This is a genomic window from Variovorax sp. 10N412, from assembly GCF_056394985.1.
The window spans coordinates 275610-289742 of sequence record NZ_JBFTIO010000007.1 but is presented as its reverse complement, the minus strand read 5'-3'; the positions used below and the strand labels follow the sequence as shown (position 1 = coordinate 289742).

At 67.3% G+C, this 14133-nt stretch carries 19 protein-coding genes; 15 read left to right on the top strand and 4 right to left on the bottom strand.

The window, feature by feature from the left end:
* Positions 1-92 precede the first annotated feature (92 nt).
* The 9 genes from rtcR (at position 93) to AC1DJH_RS18970 (ending at position 6024) form a co-directional block, all read left to right on the top strand.
* Positions 93-1703, top strand: coding sequence for an RNA repair transcriptional activator RtcR (rtcR, locus tag AC1DJH_RS19010; RefSeq protein ID WP_478186742.1), 1611 nt, complete (start codon positions 93-95; stop codon positions 1701-1703).
* A gap of 87 nt (positions 1704-1790) precedes the next feature.
* Entirely contained in the window at positions 1791-2360 is a 570-nt protein-coding gene (locus AC1DJH_RS19005; protein WP_478186741.1) for a hypothetical protein, read from the top strand.
* 24 nt (positions 2361-2384) lie between these two features.
* Positions 2385-2663, top strand: coding sequence for a 2'-5' RNA ligase family protein (locus AC1DJH_RS19000; protein ID WP_478186740.1), 279 nt, complete (start codon positions 2385-2387; stop codon positions 2661-2663).
* The gene (locus AC1DJH_RS18995) at positions 2660-2911 is read left to right on the top strand and encodes a hypothetical protein (protein ID WP_478186739.1); all 252 of its coding nucleotides are present in this window, start codon (positions 2660-2662) and stop codon (positions 2909-2911) included. Before AC1DJH_RS19000 ends, AC1DJH_RS18995 begins: the two co-directional genes overlap by 4 nt.
* Positions 2912-2914: 3 nt before the next feature.
* Positions 2915-3244 carry a low molecular weight protein tyrosine phosphatase family protein gene (locus AC1DJH_RS18990; RefSeq protein ID WP_435436955.1) on the top strand — a complete coding sequence of 110 codons (330 nt, stop codon included), beginning with the start codon at positions 2915-2917 and terminating at the stop codon, positions 3242-3244.
* A gap of 4 nt (positions 3245-3248) precedes the next feature.
* Positions 3249-3842 (top strand): 3'-5' exonuclease family protein, encoded by a 594-nt coding sequence (locus AC1DJH_RS18985; protein WP_478186738.1) that lies wholly within the window; start codon positions 3249-3251, stop codon positions 3840-3842.
* Positions 3839-4699, top strand: coding sequence for an alpha/beta hydrolase (locus AC1DJH_RS18980; RefSeq protein WP_478186737.1), 861 nt, complete (start codon positions 3839-3841; stop codon positions 4697-4699). The genes AC1DJH_RS18985 and AC1DJH_RS18980 overlap by 4 nt, the downstream gene beginning before the upstream one ends.
* Before the next feature lie 2 nt (positions 4700-4701).
* Positions 4702-5658, top strand: a complete 957-nt coding sequence (gene lhpI, locus AC1DJH_RS18975; RefSeq protein ID WP_478186812.1) for a bifunctional Delta(1)-pyrroline-2-carboxylate/Delta(1)-piperideine-2-carboxylate reductase — start codon at positions 4702-4704, stop codon at positions 5656-5658.
* Between the two features lie 135 nt (positions 5659-5793).
* Positions 5794-6024 carry a hypothetical protein gene (locus tag AC1DJH_RS18970; RefSeq protein ID WP_472124295.1) on the top strand — a complete coding sequence of 77 codons (231 nt, stop codon included), beginning with the start codon at positions 5794-5796 and terminating at the stop codon, positions 6022-6024.
* A gap of 38 nt (positions 6025-6062) precedes the next feature.
* On the opposite strand, the gene AC1DJH_RS18965 is transcribed toward AC1DJH_RS18970, so the two are convergent.
* The 3 genes from AC1DJH_RS18965 to AC1DJH_RS18955 all read right to left on the bottom strand — a co-directional run bounded on the left by AC1DJH_RS18965 (position 6063) and on the right by AC1DJH_RS18955 (position 7721).
* Entirely contained in the window at positions 6063-6425 is a 363-nt protein-coding gene (locus AC1DJH_RS18965) for a hypothetical protein (protein WP_478186736.1), read from the bottom strand.
* Positions 6426-6515: 90 nt separating this feature from the next.
* Positions 6516-7244 carry a class I SAM-dependent methyltransferase gene (locus tag AC1DJH_RS18960; RefSeq protein ID WP_478186735.1) on the bottom strand — a complete coding sequence of 243 codons (729 nt, stop codon included), beginning with the start codon at positions 7242-7244 and terminating at the stop codon, positions 6516-6518.
* A 60-nt stretch (positions 7245-7304) separates the two neighbouring features.
* Positions 7305-7721: a hypothetical protein gene (locus AC1DJH_RS18955; protein WP_472124303.1), complete on the bottom strand. Its 417-nt coding sequence runs from the start codon at positions 7719-7721 to the stop codon at positions 7305-7307.
* A 234-nt stretch (positions 7722-7955) separates the two neighbouring features.
* Here AC1DJH_RS18955 and AC1DJH_RS18950 point away from each other — a divergent pair, with 234 nt between their 5' ends.
* The 3 genes from AC1DJH_RS18950 to AC1DJH_RS18940 all read left to right on the top strand — a co-directional run bounded on the left by AC1DJH_RS18950 (position 7956) and on the right by AC1DJH_RS18940 (position 9592).
* The gene (locus AC1DJH_RS18950) at positions 7956-8414 is read left to right on the top strand and encodes a hypothetical protein (protein ID WP_478186734.1); all 459 of its coding nucleotides are present in this window, start codon (positions 7956-7958) and stop codon (positions 8412-8414) included.
* A 124-nt stretch (positions 8415-8538) separates the two neighbouring features.
* Positions 8539-9117 carry a DJ-1/PfpI family protein gene (locus AC1DJH_RS18945; protein ID WP_478186733.1) on the top strand — a complete coding sequence of 193 codons (579 nt, stop codon included), beginning with the start codon at positions 8539-8541 and terminating at the stop codon, positions 9115-9117.
* A gap of 58 nt (positions 9118-9175) precedes the next feature.
* On the top strand, positions 9176-9592 hold the full coding sequence (locus tag AC1DJH_RS18940; protein ID WP_478186732.1) for a ribbon-helix-helix domain-containing protein: 417 nt from the start codon (positions 9176-9178) through the stop codon (positions 9590-9592).
* Positions 9593-9609: 17 nt separating this feature from the next.
* Here AC1DJH_RS18940 and AC1DJH_RS18935 read toward each other — a convergent pair whose 3' ends face one another.
* On the bottom strand, positions 9610-11058 hold the full coding sequence (locus AC1DJH_RS18935; RefSeq protein WP_435485013.1) for an aminotransferase-like domain-containing protein: 1449 nt from the start codon (positions 11056-11058) through the stop codon (positions 9610-9612).
* 126 nt (positions 11059-11184) lie between these two features.
* On the opposite strand from AC1DJH_RS18935, the gene AC1DJH_RS18930 reads away from it, so the two are divergent.
* Genes AC1DJH_RS18930 through AC1DJH_RS18920 form a run of 3 tightly spaced genes read left to right on the top strand, consistent with a single transcriptional unit; the run spans position 11185 to position 14072 of the window.
* Positions 11185-12387, top strand: coding sequence for a pyridoxal phosphate-dependent aminotransferase (locus AC1DJH_RS18930; RefSeq protein WP_478186731.1), 1203 nt, complete (start codon positions 11185-11187; stop codon positions 12385-12387).
* A 54-nt stretch (positions 12388-12441) separates the two neighbouring features.
* The gene (locus AC1DJH_RS18925; RefSeq protein WP_478186730.1) at positions 12442-13206 is read left to right on the top strand and encodes a transporter substrate-binding domain-containing protein; all 765 of its coding nucleotides are present in this window, start codon (positions 12442-12444) and stop codon (positions 13204-13206) included.
* Positions 13203-14072 (top strand): PhzF family phenazine biosynthesis protein, encoded by an 870-nt coding sequence (locus AC1DJH_RS18920; RefSeq protein WP_478186729.1) that lies wholly within the window; start codon positions 13203-13205, stop codon positions 14070-14072. Before AC1DJH_RS18925 ends, AC1DJH_RS18920 begins: the two co-directional genes overlap by 4 nt.
* Positions 14073-14133: the final 61 nt, after the last annotated feature.

The window sequence follows — 14133 nt, the reverse complement described above, 5'->3', positions numbered from 1 at the left end:
TGAGTTTTTTCCTGATCACGCGAAAAAACGGCCTGAACCCCCAAAAACTTTATCGATATTTCTTATAATTTTGGCTAGTAAATTAGCTAGAAATGAAGAAACCCATCGTCGTCATCGGCTTCCTCGGCACCCAACTGGACGCCGGCCAGGGCGCCGGCCGCTGGAACAAGTGGCGCCCCACCGTTTCGCTCGCCCAGCACGAGGACATGGTCGTCTCGCGCATGGAGTTGCTCTACACGCTGCGCCACAAGGCGCTGGCCGAGGTGGTGAAGGCCGACATCGTCGCGGTGTCGCCCGAGACCGCCGTCAACCTCGTGCCCTTCGACCTGGCCGACCCCTGGGACTTCGGCGAGGTCTACACGCGCCTGTACGACTGGGCGCGTGCCTACCCCTTCGACGCCGAGCGCGAGCAGTACTGGACGCACATCACCACGGGCACGCACGTGGCGCAGATCTGCATGTTCCTGCTGTCGGAATCGCGCCTGGTGCCGGGCGTGCTCGCGCAGACCTCGCCGCCGAAGCGCCAGCGCGAAGGCGAGGCCGGCAAGTGCACGCTGATCGACCTCGACCTGTCGCGCTACGACGTGATCGCGCAGCGCTTCGGCGCGGAGCAACGCGATGCGGTCGCCTTCCTCAAGAGCGGCATCGCCACGCGCAACGTGCGCTTCAACACGCTGATCGACGAAATCGAGCATGTGGCCGTGCGCTCGCGCGCGCCGATATTGCTGGTGGGGCCGACGGGCGCGGGCAAGTCCTTCCTGGCGCGGCGCATGTTCGAGCTGAAGCAGGCGCGCCACCAGATGAGCGGGCCGTTCGTGGAAGTGAACTGCGCCACGCTGCGCGGGGACGGCGCGGCCTCCACCCTGTTCGGCCACAAGAAGGGTTCGTTCACCGGCGCGGCCAGCGACCGGCCCGGGCTGCTGCGCACGGCCCACCAGGGCGCACTGTTCCTCGACGAAATCGGCGAGCTCGGGGCCGACGAGCAGGCGATGCTGCTGAAAGCCATCGAGGAAAAGCGCTTCTTCCCCGTGGGCGCCGACAAGGAAGTGGAAAGCGACTTCCAGCTGATTGCCGGCACCAACCGCGACCTGCGCAGCGACGTGGCGCAAGGGCGCTTTCGCGAAGACCTGTTCGCGCGCATCAACCTCTGGACCTACGACCTGCCCGGCCTCGCGCAGCGGCCCGAGGACATCGAGCCCAACATCGACCACCTGCTGGCCCTGCACGCCACGCAGAACCACCGCGTGGTGCGCTTCAACGCCGAGGCGCGCGCGGCCTACCTGCGCTTTGCGCAGAGCGGCGAGGCGCTGTGGAGCGGCAACTTCCGCGACCTGTCGGCCAGCGTGACGCGGCTGGCCACGCTGGCCGACGGCGGGCGCATTCCGGTGGCGCTGGTGGAGGCGGAGATCACGCGGCTGCGCTGGCTGTGGAAGCGCGAAGGGCCGGCGGCCGCGCAAGGCGGCGATGGCGATGTCGACCTGGACGCCTTGCTCGGCGAGGAGCGCAGCGCCGCGCTCGACCTGTTCGACCGGCTGCAGCTAGCGGCGGTGGTGCGCGTGTGCCGGCAGTCGCGCAGCCTGAGCGATGCGGGCCGCCAGCTCTTCCAGGCTTCGCGCGCACAGCGCAGCGTGGTCAACGATGCGGACCGGCTGCGCAAGTACCTCGTCAAGCACGGGCTCGACTGGAACCAGGTCGGCCGCTGATAGATTCGGCGCTCCATACCGACGAGACAGACATTCAAGGGGAGAGCCGGATCGATGACACGCGTGCGTGAAATGAAGAGAACTTTGGTGTCTGCGTGCGTTTTTGCGCTGACGCTCGCGGCGAGCGCCCAGGCGGCCCCGCTGCGCTCGGGCCTGTACGAAGGCCTGATGCTGGCCGTCGACGAAAGCGGTGCCGTCAGCGGCAGCTTCGCGCAGCAAGGCAGTTGCACCTTCCAGATCGCGGGCCGCGCAAGCTCCAAGGGCACGGCCGTGGTCCGCACGCTCGGCGATACCCCTGACCTGCCTGCCCTGGAAGGCCGGCTGTCCGCCGGCGCCGACAGCGTCAGCCTCGCCCTGCCGGGCGGCCAGCAATTGCCGGGCTGCGGCAACGTGCTGCCGCCGTTGATCGACAAGGGCCTGGCGCTGGACCTCACGCAGAAGGGCACGTGGACCCGGCTGGTGAGCGTGGCTGCGGAGAAGACAGCGCTGCGCAAGACGCCCGCCGACATGGGGCGCGCCTATGTGGTTCGCGGCGATGTGCTGGGCGTCGTCTCCGAGCGGCCGGACCTGCTCGAAGTCGGTTTCGTGAACGGGCAAGGCCGCGTGGTCCGCGGCTGGATCGCCACGAAGGACGCGAAAGCGCTGGGCGCGCCGTAGCGCCGACTGGCTATCCTTCGCCCCATGGCCATCTCCGCATTCGTCGTGAAAGTGCCCTTGGCCGAGCCGCTGGCCGGGGACCTGCGACGCCGCTTCGACGCCACCGTGGCGCTGGGGGTGCCGGCGCACATCACGGTGCTGGTGCCGTTCATGAACCCTTCCCTCATCACCGCCGAGGTGCTCGAGCGCGCCCGGCGCGCCCTGCAACGCACGCCTTCGTTCGCGTTCTCTCTGGGCAGGGTCGGGCGCTTCCCCGAGACCGCGTACCTGGCGCCGGAGCCGGCGCGCCCTTCGTCGCCATGACGCTGGCGCTGGTGACGGCCTTTCCCGGCTTCCTGCCCTATGGCGGCGAACATGACGGCGTGATTCCGCATCTCTCCGTGGCCCATGGCGATGCGCACCATGCGGAGGAAGCGGCTGTCGAACTGCAGGCGCGGCTGCGTGCATCGGGCGCCGTGCACGCGACGTGCACCGAAGTCACGCTCATCGAAAACTCCAGCGGCCGCTGGCAAGACATGCATGTCTTCCAGCTGCCCGCAGCCACTCCCTGACGCATGCGCAACGTTCTCTTCATCTGCAGCCGCAACCAATGGCGCAGCCCCACCGCCGAACAGCTGTGGCGCCGGCATCCGCTGGTCGCGGCCCGCTCGGCGGGCACCAGCCCGAACGCGCGGCACAGGGTGTCGCTCGACGACATCGCGTGGGCCGACGTGATCCTCGTGATGGAAGAAAAACACAAGTCGCGGCTCGTGGCCGAGTTCACGCGAATGCTCGAAGGCAAGCCGATCCATGTGCTCGATATTCCGGACGAGTACCGGTACATGGATGCGGAGCTGGTCGAGGAGCTGCAGCGCTCGGTGCCGTCCGTTCTTGGAATCGACTGAAGCCATGCCAGAGATCTACATCAGCACCGACGTCGAATCCGACGGCCCCATTCCCGGCCCGCACTCGATGCTCAGCTTCGGCTCGGCCGCCTACACCGCCGACAAGCGACTGGTCTCCACCTTCAGCGCCAACCTGCACACCCTGCCCGGCGCCGAGGCCGACCCCAAGACCGCCGCGTGGTGGCAGACCCAGCCCGAGGCCTGGGCCGCTTGCCGCACCGACCTGCAAGACCCCGCGCACGCCATGAAGGCCTACGTGGCCTGGCTCAAGGGCCTGCCCGCGGCACCCGACGCGCCCAAGCCGCGGCCGGTGTTCGTGGCGTATCCGGCGGGCTTCGACTTCCTGTTCGTCTACTGGTATTTGATGCGCTTCGCGGGCGAGAGCCCGTTCAGCCATTCGGCGCTGGACGTGAAGTCCTTCGCCATGGCCATGCTCAGGCTCGACTACCGCGACAGCACCAAGCGCGCGATGCCGCGCCGCTGGTTCGACAAGATGCCGCACACGCACGTGGCGCTGGACGACGCCATCGAGCAAGGGGCGCTCTTTTGCAACATGCTCGCAGAGAACCGCGCAACCGCCGCGGGCACGAAGCCATGACGGGCGGCACGGTGCGCCGCTGGTGCGGCAAGCTCGCGCTGTGCACGCTGCCGCTGCTGCTGGCGGGCTGCGTGCAGTCGATGTTCTATTACCCCGACGACGTGCGCTACGAAACGCCCGATGCGCTCGGCGTGCGCTACGAGAGCGTGCAGTTCGACAGCGCCGACGGCACGCGCCTGAGCGGCTGGTTCCTGCCCGCGGAGGGCCGCACGAACCCGAAGGAGGCCAGGGGTACCGTCGTGCACTTCCACGGCAATGCGCAGAACATGAGCACGCACTGGCGCTTCGTGGCCTGGCTGCCGAAACAGGACTACAACGTGCTGGTGTTCGACTACCGCGGCTACGGCCAGTCCGAAGGCAAGCCCGAGCCCAAGGGCGTGTTCGAGGACGCCAACGCTGCGCTGAACTACGTGCGCACGCGCAGCGACGTCGACCCCGACCGGCTCTTCGTCTTCGGCCAGAGCCTGGGCGGCACCAACGCGATTGCGGTGGTGGGCTCGGGCAACCGCGCGGGCGTGAAGGCGGCGGCCATCGAGTCGACCTTCTATTCGTACTCGTCGATCGCCAACGAAAAGTTCAAGGGCGCCGGCCTGCTCGTGAGCGACACCTACGCGGCGTCGAGGTACGTGGCGGCCGTGTCGCCCATTCCGCTGCTGTTCATCCACGGCACGGCGGACCAGGTGATTCCCGTCGAGCATTCGCGGCGCCTGCTGGCCGATGCGCGCGAGCCCAAGCGGCTGATCGAAGTGCCGGGCGCCGGCCACCTGGAGCCGATGACGGGGCAGCGCTTCGGCCATGCCTACCGCAAGGCGCTGACCGAGTTCTTCGACGCGGCCCTGCACCCCCTGCAGCAATGACGATGAAACACTTCGACGAAGCCGCCACCCGCGCCCCGCTGGGCTTCGAGCGGCTGGTGCCCGCCCTGCGCGCGGCCTTCGCGGGCACGGCCCAGGTGCCGCCGCGCCACGTGCACGGCATCGAGACGGCCACGCCAGACGGCACCAGCAAGGGCACCGTGCTCATCATGCCGGCGTGGAGCGACGCGGGCTTCCTGGGCATCAAGACCATCAACATCTTTCCCGGCAACAGCGCGCGCGGCCTGCCCGGCCTGCATGCGACCTACGTGCTTTACGACGCGCACACCGGCGTGCCGCTGGCGATGATGGACGGCAACGAGATCACCGCGCGCCGCACGGCGGCCGCGTCGGCGCTGGGCGCATCGTTTCTCGCGCGGCCGGATGCACGCCGCCTGCTGGTGCTGGGCACCGGCCGCATCGCTCGCATGCTGCCGGCCGCGCATGCGAGCGTGCGGCCCATCGACGAGGTGGGGGTGTGGAACCACCGCCCCGAAGGCGCCGAGACGCTGGCGGCGCAGTGGCGCGCCGAGGGCTGGAACGCACGGGCGGTTGCCGGGCCCGACCTGGAAGCGGCCGTGCGCCAGGCCGACATCGTGAGCTGCGCCACGCTCGCCACCGCGCCGCTGGTGCGCGGCGAATGGCTGGCGCCGGGCTCGCACCTGGACCTGATCGGCAGCTTCACGCCCGCCATGCGCGAGGCCGACGCGCAGTGCTTTGCCGGGGCGCGCACCTTCGTCGACACCGACGAGGCGCTGCAGAAATCCGGCGACCTGCTCGACGCGATGGCGGCCGGCACGCTGCGCGCGCAAGAGGTCCAGGGCACGCTGGCCAGCCTGTGCCGGGGCGAGCGCATGGGCCGCGCCAACGACACCGAACGCACCGTGTTCAAGGCCGTCGGCAGCGCGCTGGAAGACCTGGCCGCCGCCACCCTGGTGTGGCAGGCGTGCGACACGGCCTAATCCTTATGGCTTAGCGCCGGGGCGCAAATGCGCCCGCGGAGGGGTTTTTGCCTACATCCAGATACGTCATGTAGCCAATGGCGCGGGCCACGCGGCGTGGCTATCGTTGCCTGCAACATCGACAGGAGCCGCCGCATGCTCAGCACCGAACACAAAGCCAACATCCTTCGCAAGGCAGGGTACGCCGTGCCGTCGGTGCCCGGAAGCGCGGACAGCATCTATCAGACGCCGCAGTGCTGGGGCAAGGCGATCGACACGCTGTATGTGTCTTATGCCGCCAGCCGTGCCGCGAAGAGTCTGCGCGACGCCGAAGAAGCGCGAATGCTCGCGATGCTGCAAATGCGCTCGGCCAAGGCCTACGCGTGAGCCACCTGCGCGATTGACCGGCGCCCTGGCCGTGCGGCTCAGGGCTTTTTCTGCTTCTCGGGTGCGTCGCCGCTGCCGCCGCGCGACATCTGGCCCGCCTTCATGGCCTCGCGGTTCGCTGCGCGGCGCTTGGCCGACGCGGCACGCCGCTGTTCCCGGGTCATCTTCGGCCCGGTGGTCGCGCGAACTTCGCCCTCCTGCATCTGCGGTCCGCGTGCGGCCGCGGCGCCTTCGACGCGGCGTTCCTTGCGCGCCTCGGTGCGCTCCGCGCGCGTGGTGGGCGGCGACGGCATGGCTTTTCCCTGGGACGGATCCGCTTCGCCGGAAGACTGCGCGGACGCCACCGACACGACCATCATCTGAGCCAGGGCCAGACAGACGGGCACGAGCATTTTTTTCATCGCGACGACCTTTCAGGGAGGGAGTGGCAACGGCGCCGGCGGCATTGTGTTCACTGTCGGCGCGTTCTGTCTACCGCCCCGCGGCGCGGCTCAACGGCTGGCTGCGACCAGCAACATCATCGGCCGCTCGCGCTCCTCGGCCAGCGACGGCACCGCGGCGACCTGCTCGTCGCTCGGCCCCCACTCCTGCACATGCTCGATGCGAAAGCCCGTCTTCACCAGCGTGTTCAGCAGGGTGCCCAGCGTGCGGTGCTGCTTGACCACGCCATCGGCCAGCCAGTTCGTCACACGCGGGCCTTCCATCTGGTAGCTGTCGACCGGCCATGACTTGCGCCCTTGCGCGTCGACATGCCAGCCCGGCGCTTGCGGCGCCATGAAGACCGGATGCTCGATGGAAAACACCAACCGGCCCGCGGGCACCAGCGCGTCGTGCACCGTGCCCAGCAGGCGCGCGAGCTCTTCGATGTAATGGAACGCGAGCGAGCTGTAGGCGAAGTCGAGCGACTGCGGCGGCAGCGCCAAGGTGTCGAGGTCCGCGCGCACGTACGAGATGGCACCGTCCGCCCCGAAGGCCTCCGCCTTGGCGAGCATCAACTGCGACACGTCGAGGCCCAGCACCGACTGCGCCCCCTGCGTGCGCGCCCAGCGGCAGAACCAGCCGAGGCCGCAGCCCAGGTCCGCCACGCGCAGGCCCTGCAGCGGCGGCACCAGCGCGCGCAGGGCCGGCCACTCGGGCGCGCCGCCGAGGCCGTGCACCGAGCGCGGCAGTTGCTGGTAGCCCTCGAAGAAAGCGGGCGTGTCGTAGATGTTCTGGGCCATCGATGGGGTCCTTGCCTGTTGGCGGAACCCCATTATTTCAACGACCCATTCAGCGCGCCCTTACTTGCTTTGTGCGGACTGCAGCACGGGGTTCTGCATGGTCGAGATGACCTTGCTGTTCACGCGCGAGCCGCCGGTCACGTTCTGGTCGGGTGCCGCGGCCGTGGCCATGGCTTCCTGGTAGACCTGGGCCGGGTCGCGTTGCGACGTGAACGGGTCGGCGCCACGCGAGCCGCGCGTCACGTTCTGGTTGGGCGCGTGGGCCGTGTCGACAGCTTGCTTGTACACAGCTTCCGGGTCGGCCGTGGACGTGAACGGGTCGGCACCGCGCGAGCCGCGCGTCACGTTCTGGTTCGGCGCATGCGCGGCGGCGATGGCTTCGGCTTCGACGGCTTCGCGGGTGCGTTGCTGGGCGTTGACGGAAGCGACGGCGAGCAAGGCAACGGCGGCGGCGAGGGCGAGTTGGGTGGTCTTCATGGTTCGTCTTTTCGGTGAGTTGTCTGACTGTTTGGATGGCGTCGGCCCGGCGATGCGGGAAAACCCTGAGCAAGGCTAGTCAAGGCAAAAGGCAGATCCGTGACGACCCGAGGCGCGAACGGGCTCTTGCACGCGCACTGCAACGCAGGCGAATTTCTGATAGCCGCCGTGCGCTGGCGCATTTAGTCTTTTGCGCCTCTGTCCACTCGATTCACCAGGAAGGAACTCAAGACCATGGGACTGTTCGATTTCTTGAAGAAGAAGCCCGCCATGCCGGAGACGATCGAAGACGGCATGGCCTCGCAGGCCAACGACTTCATCGGCGCGTTCTCGCAAGCGGGCGCGCCCATCGACGGCGCGAAGCTGGACTACACGGCCGCCTCGCTGCCCCTGGTCGATCGCGTGCTCGACGATTTCTTCAAGCAGCAGGCGCCCCTGCCGGACGACCTTCACTTTCTGGCGTCGGCCTATGTCTTCGAGGTGGCGCGCCGCGAGTTCGGCGGGCGCTACCTGCGCGGCGACGAAGACAACCCCTTCGTGCTCGTCATCGGCCAGGGCGATGCGCAGATCGGCGTGTGCGTGATGGGCAAGGTGCGCGGCCGCGCCACCAAAGGCCCCGAGGACGACCTGAGTTTTTTCTATGCCGGCATCGCGCCCCTGGTGGCGCGCGGCGTGGGCGCCACGCTCATCTGAGGCCGGCGTTGCAAGGTCACAGCCGGCTGCTACCCGCTGTGCCCTGCTCCTTCGAATAATGCGGCGACGGCCCGCGCACCAGCGCCGGGCCGCATTCCAACCTCGTTCGAAGGAGACAAGACCAATGGCTCGCAAGATCCTCATGCTCTGCGGCGACTACGCCGAAGACTACGAAACCATGGTGCCGTTCCAGACCCTGCTCGCCGTGGGCCACACGGTGCACGCGGTGGCGCCCGACAAGAAGGCCGGCGACTGGGTGCACACCGCCATCCACGACTTCGAGGGCGCACAAACCTACAGCGAGAAACCGGGACACCGCTTCACGCTGAACGCCAACTTCGCCGACGTGAAGCCCGAGGCCTACGACGCCCTCGTCATCCCCGGCGGGCGCGCGCCCGAGTACCTGCGCATGCACAGCCGCGTGGTCGAGATCGCCAAGCACTTCCTGGCGACCGACAAGCCCGTGGCGTCGGTCTGCCATGGCGCGCAACTGCTCGCGGCCACGGGCCTGCTCAAGGGCCGCAAGGTGTCGGCGTACCCGGCCTGCCAGGTCGAGGTGGAGCTGGCCGGTGCCGAGTACATGGGCATTCCGGTCGACCAGGCCGTGACCGACCGCAACCTGGTCACCGCGCCCGCGTGGCCGGCGCACCCGGCGTGGCTCGCACAGTTCCTGCTGGTGCTCGGTACGCGCATCGCGCATTGAAGGCCCAGGGGCGGCGCTACAGTGCGTGCGTCGCCCACCATCCCACACAGGAGGCCGCATGTGCGAAGTCTTCATCAGTGCCGACCCGCAGAGCTACGACGCGCGCACGCGCTCGGTGCGGCTGCACGGCGTGGTCACCAGCATCCGGCTCGAGAACCTGTTCTGGCAGGTGCTCGAGGAAATTGCGCAGCGCGACGGCATGGTCGTGGTGCAGCTCATCGAGCGGCTGTACGACGAACTGGTTGCGGCGCGCGGCGAGGTCGGCAACTTCGCGTCGTTCCTGCGCGTGTGCGCGTTGCGCTACGAGGCGATGCTGGCGCAGGGGCGCATTCCGGCAGACACCTCGGTGGCCATCGGCTCGCTCGATGCCAAGGCCGTGCTGCATGAACTGCCACAGGGATGGGGACGCTCGCAGCAGCAGTCCTGCGAGGCGGACATTCGTCCCTTTCGCGCCGCGGCGCGGCGGCAGGCCTGAGGCTGGATCACGGCCGCCTATGACGCCAGCTGTGCGCGCGCCAGTCGACCCAGGCGACGCACGCCGGCATCCATGCGATCGTTCCATGCGTGTCCGGCGCTCAGGCGCAGGCAGTTGCGGTAGCGGCGGCTTGCCGAGAACACATCGCCTGGCGCAAAGCAGATGCCCTGTTCGAGCGCTTCCTCGAACAACGCGCGCGAGTCGAAATGCTTGGGCAGCTCGAGCCAGAGCATGAAGCCGCCGGTGGGGCGACTCACCTTCGTTTCAGCGGGAAAGCTGGCTTCGATGGCCCGGACCATCCGCGTCAGGTTCTCCTCGAGCACACGCCGAACCCGGCGCAGATGCACGTCGTAGGCGTTGCCTTCCAGGAACTGCGCAATCGCCATTTGAGGCAGCACCGGGCTGCTCAGGCTGAATGCCAGCTTGCGCTCCATCACACGCTGTGCGTAGGCGCCGGGGGCGATCCAGCCGACCCGGTATCCGGGCGCAAGGCTCTTCGAGAAGGAGCTGCAGTAGATGATCTTGTTCTCGCCCCGGTCCAGCGCCATGAAGGGCTTGGGGCGCTCGCGGCCGAAGTGGATGTCGCCATACACATCGTCTTCGATCAGGGGTACGGCGTGCTTCGCAAGAACGGCGAGGAGCGAGCGCTTGTCGCTCTCGGCCATCACGTATCCCAGGGGATTGCTGAAGCCGGACGAGAGCACGCAGGCCGCTATCGGCTCTTTGTCGAGCAGGCGTGCCAGCGCAGCGACGTCGACGCCGCGCACCGGGTCGGTCGCAAGCTCCAGTGCCTTCAGTCCAAGGACCTCCAGCGTGTGCAGCAGGCCGAAGTAAGTGGGGGACTCGACGGCGATCGTGTCGCCGGGCTTGGCCACTGCGCCCAGCGCCAGCGTGAGGGCTTCGGTGCAGCCGCCGGTGATGAGGATGTCGTCGGGCGACAAGGCGTGGCCCGTCTGCATCGACCGCTTTGCGATCTCGCGGCGCAGGGCCGCTTCGCCTCGCGGCGGACTGTAGACGTTGTGACGCGCGCCGTGCTGACGCGCCACGCGTGCGAGCGTCAGATCGAGCCGCTTCGATTGCAGCACGCCTGCATCGGGCACGGCACACCCCAGCGGGACGAGCGACAGGTTCGACGCGTGCTCGAGCAGCACGGCAACGGCGCCGCTGATCGACACGGTCGATGCCCTGGTGCGTGCGCGGGAGGTGGAAGGCAGCGCAAACGTCTTTTGGTGAGCGCTCGATACATAGAAGCCCGACTGCGGCCTGGCCACGAGGATGCCGCGATCCTCGAGCATGCGGTAGGCCTGCAGCGCTGTCGCAATGCTGATCTGGTGCTGCTCGCTGACGGTACGCACGGACGGCACGCGCATGCCCGGGGACAACGCGCCTTTGTCGATCATGCCGACGATGAGGTCGGCCAGCTGTTCGTATCGGTAGGGTGCGTGCGCTTCCATGATGGCGCTCATTTTCTGCCATGCGGGTGCGCCTCCACAAGCCAACTGTGCTGGTCGAAAAAGAGAAAAACTGTGGCTGTTGCGGTCTGCGCCTGCTCGCTACGATTCCTCCGCACCCGACCACAGGTTCGAAGCCGAATGATGAAAACCACCCCGGAAAGTCTTGTCCAGCGCAGAGACCGCGACGTTCGCGAGCCGGCCTCGCCGCCATGGCGCGGAAGGTTTCCCTACAACGAGATCATTTCGCTTCTCGATGTGAACCGGCCGTTCAATCTGGCGGAAAGCACCTCGCAAGACCTGACCCTCGGCGAGCTTCTCGCGCTTCCGGGTCTGGAGAACATCCGCGACCTGAAGCTCGGCTACGGCACGTCGGCCGGCTCGCTCGCCCTGCGGCAGGCGATTGCGGATGCCTGCAGGGTCCCGGCGGACTATGTCCTCGCCACGCAGGGGACGGCGCTCGGTCTTTTCCTGCTTGCTTTCGAGGTTTGCCGTGCGGGCGACGAAGCGGTGCTGGCGACGCCGTGCTTCCCGCTGAGCCGTGACAGCCTTCTGGGGGCTGGTGTGACCGTGCGGGAGGTCAAGCTCTCGTTCGAGAGTGGCTACACCCTGGATCTCGCGCAGATCGAGGCATGCCTTACGTCGAAGACGAAGCTGGTGAGCATCGCTTCACCCCAGAACCCCAGCGGTGTGCGGATGCCGCGCGCCGACATCGAGCAACTCCTCGAACTGATGGGCAAGCTGTCGCCCGACGCACTGCTCTTTGTCGACGAGACCTACCGCGAGGCCTCCTACGGGGACGACCAGAGGGTCGAGAGCTTTGCGGGACTCGATCCACGCATCGTCACCGGCGCGTCTGTCTCCAAGGCACTGGGCGCACCGGGGCTGCGAACCGGGTGGCTCACAGTGCCTGACGCAGACCTCCGCTCGAGGCTCACGGTTGCGAAGATGAACACCGTGCTCTCCGGCTCGGTGCTCGATGAGGCGCTTGCCGCCGCATTGCTGCGCAACAGGGCGGTGGTGCTCGAGCCTCGTCGGCGCCTGCTTGCGAATGCCCTGGACGTGTTGTTGACCTGGTGCCAGGCTGAACAGGGCCGCATCGAGTGGATCCGACCCGATGCCGGTGCGTTGTGCTGCCTGCGGCTGCGCGCCGATGTGTTCGACGATGCGGCCGTCTCTCGCTTCTGGGCGCTGTTGCCGGAGCATGACCTGCAGCTGGCGTCGGGCAAGTGGTTCGGCGAAGCCGACCGGGTGTTCCGGCTCGGCTTCGGGTATCTGCCCCACGCAAGGCTGAAGCCTGCCTTGGCTGCGCTTTCTTCGAGTCTGGATGCGGCCTCTCGCTGACGAGCAAGCGCGGATTTCAAGGGAGCCTTTTTTCTGTTCAGTTGGAGTCGACGCATGAGAGTACGTATCGCATACATCGAAGAGCCGCCGTTTTATTGGACGGGCTCGGATGGCGTGCCAACCGGCGCAGATCTCGAGCTCGCCGATGTGGTGCTTCGTGCCATCGGGGTGTCGGCCATCGAGCACCATCTGGTCTCGTTCGAAGAACTGCTGCCCGGTGTCCAGCAAGGACGCTGGGACATGAATGTGCCGATCTTCGTGACGCCCGAGCGCGCCAGGCTGGTCACGTTCAGCGAGCCGGTCTGGGCGCTCGGAGACGGGTTCCTCGTGGCGCGGGGCAATCCCAAGGCGCTCACAAGCTACAAGGCGGTCGCAGCGCGCGGCGATGCACGGCTGGGCGTGGTCGGCGGCACCGTTCAGATCGATGCCGCAAAGGCCTCTGGAGCAACTGACAGCCAGATCGTGCTGTTCAATGACCAGCCTTCGGCGGTGGCTGCGCTGTTGTCCGGAAAGATCGACGCCTACGCCGCAACGGCCGTGGGCAACCGCGCGCTCGCTGCCGCCAACAAGGAACTCGAGGCCGTTGCGCATGAGAGGAGCGCCGACGGACGCGTGCCCGTTGGAGGCTTCTCCTTCAACAAGGAAAACCACGACCTCGTGCAGGCGGTGAACAGGCAACTTGGCGCGTACCTGGGTACGGCCGACCATCGCGCGCGAATGGCGAAATACGGCATCGAGGCCAGCGAGATCGATGGCGTGGTCGCGCGCCAGTCGAGCCAGGGCTCGGCCTTGAACATGAACGTCGAAAGTAAGAAATGAAAAGAACCTACAAGGTGGTCGATGTATTCACCTCCCAGCCTTTCATGGGCAATCCTGTCGCGGTGATCCTCGATGCAGAGGGGCTCGATACTCCGGCGATGCAAGCCATTGCCGGATGGACCAACCTTTCGGAGACAACCTTCGTGCTGCCCCCGACATCGCCGGAGGCTGACTACCGCCTGCGGATATTCACGCCCCGCGGCGAGCTCCCGTTCGCTGGCCATCCAACGCTCGGCAGCGCATACGCGCTCCTGGAAGCCGGACGCGTGACACCACGTGACAACGGTAGCCTGGTCCAGGAGTGCGACATGGGGCTGGTCGCGTTGACCGTCACGGATACGGGCGGAGATCGTCGCTTGAGCTTTGAGCTTCCGCCGGCAACGATCACCACCTTGGGGAAAGCGGATCTGAACGAACTGGAGGCCATTCTCGGAAGCGCACTGAAGGTCGAGCCTGGTGTCGTGAACGTAGGACCGGTCTGGATCATTGCGCAGCTCGAGGATGCAAACGCAGTGATCGGTCTGCGTCCGGATCTTGCGAAGCTGGCGGAACTGGAGCGTCGCCTGGGCGTGACCGGCGTCACCGTGTTCGGCTCGCACCCGTCCGGAGATGCCGCGATCGAAGTACGCACCTTCGCGCCGTCTTCCGGTGTGGACGAAGACCCTGTCTGCGGAAGCGGCAACGGCAGCGTGGCCGCGTTCCTGTGGGCGCGCGGCCTGTTGCCTTCCAGCGGCAAGGACTACCTCGCCACGCAGGGGCGCTGCGTGGGTCGCAATGGCCGCATCGCGGTGAACATCGATTCGAAGGGCGGCATTCGCATCGGTGGTTCCTGCGTCACGTGCGTGGATGGCTCGATGCTGAGCTAGCAACAGGCCCGCGACCGATTTCATCTTGGTGACAAACCGACGGACGCCTCGGTGACGATTG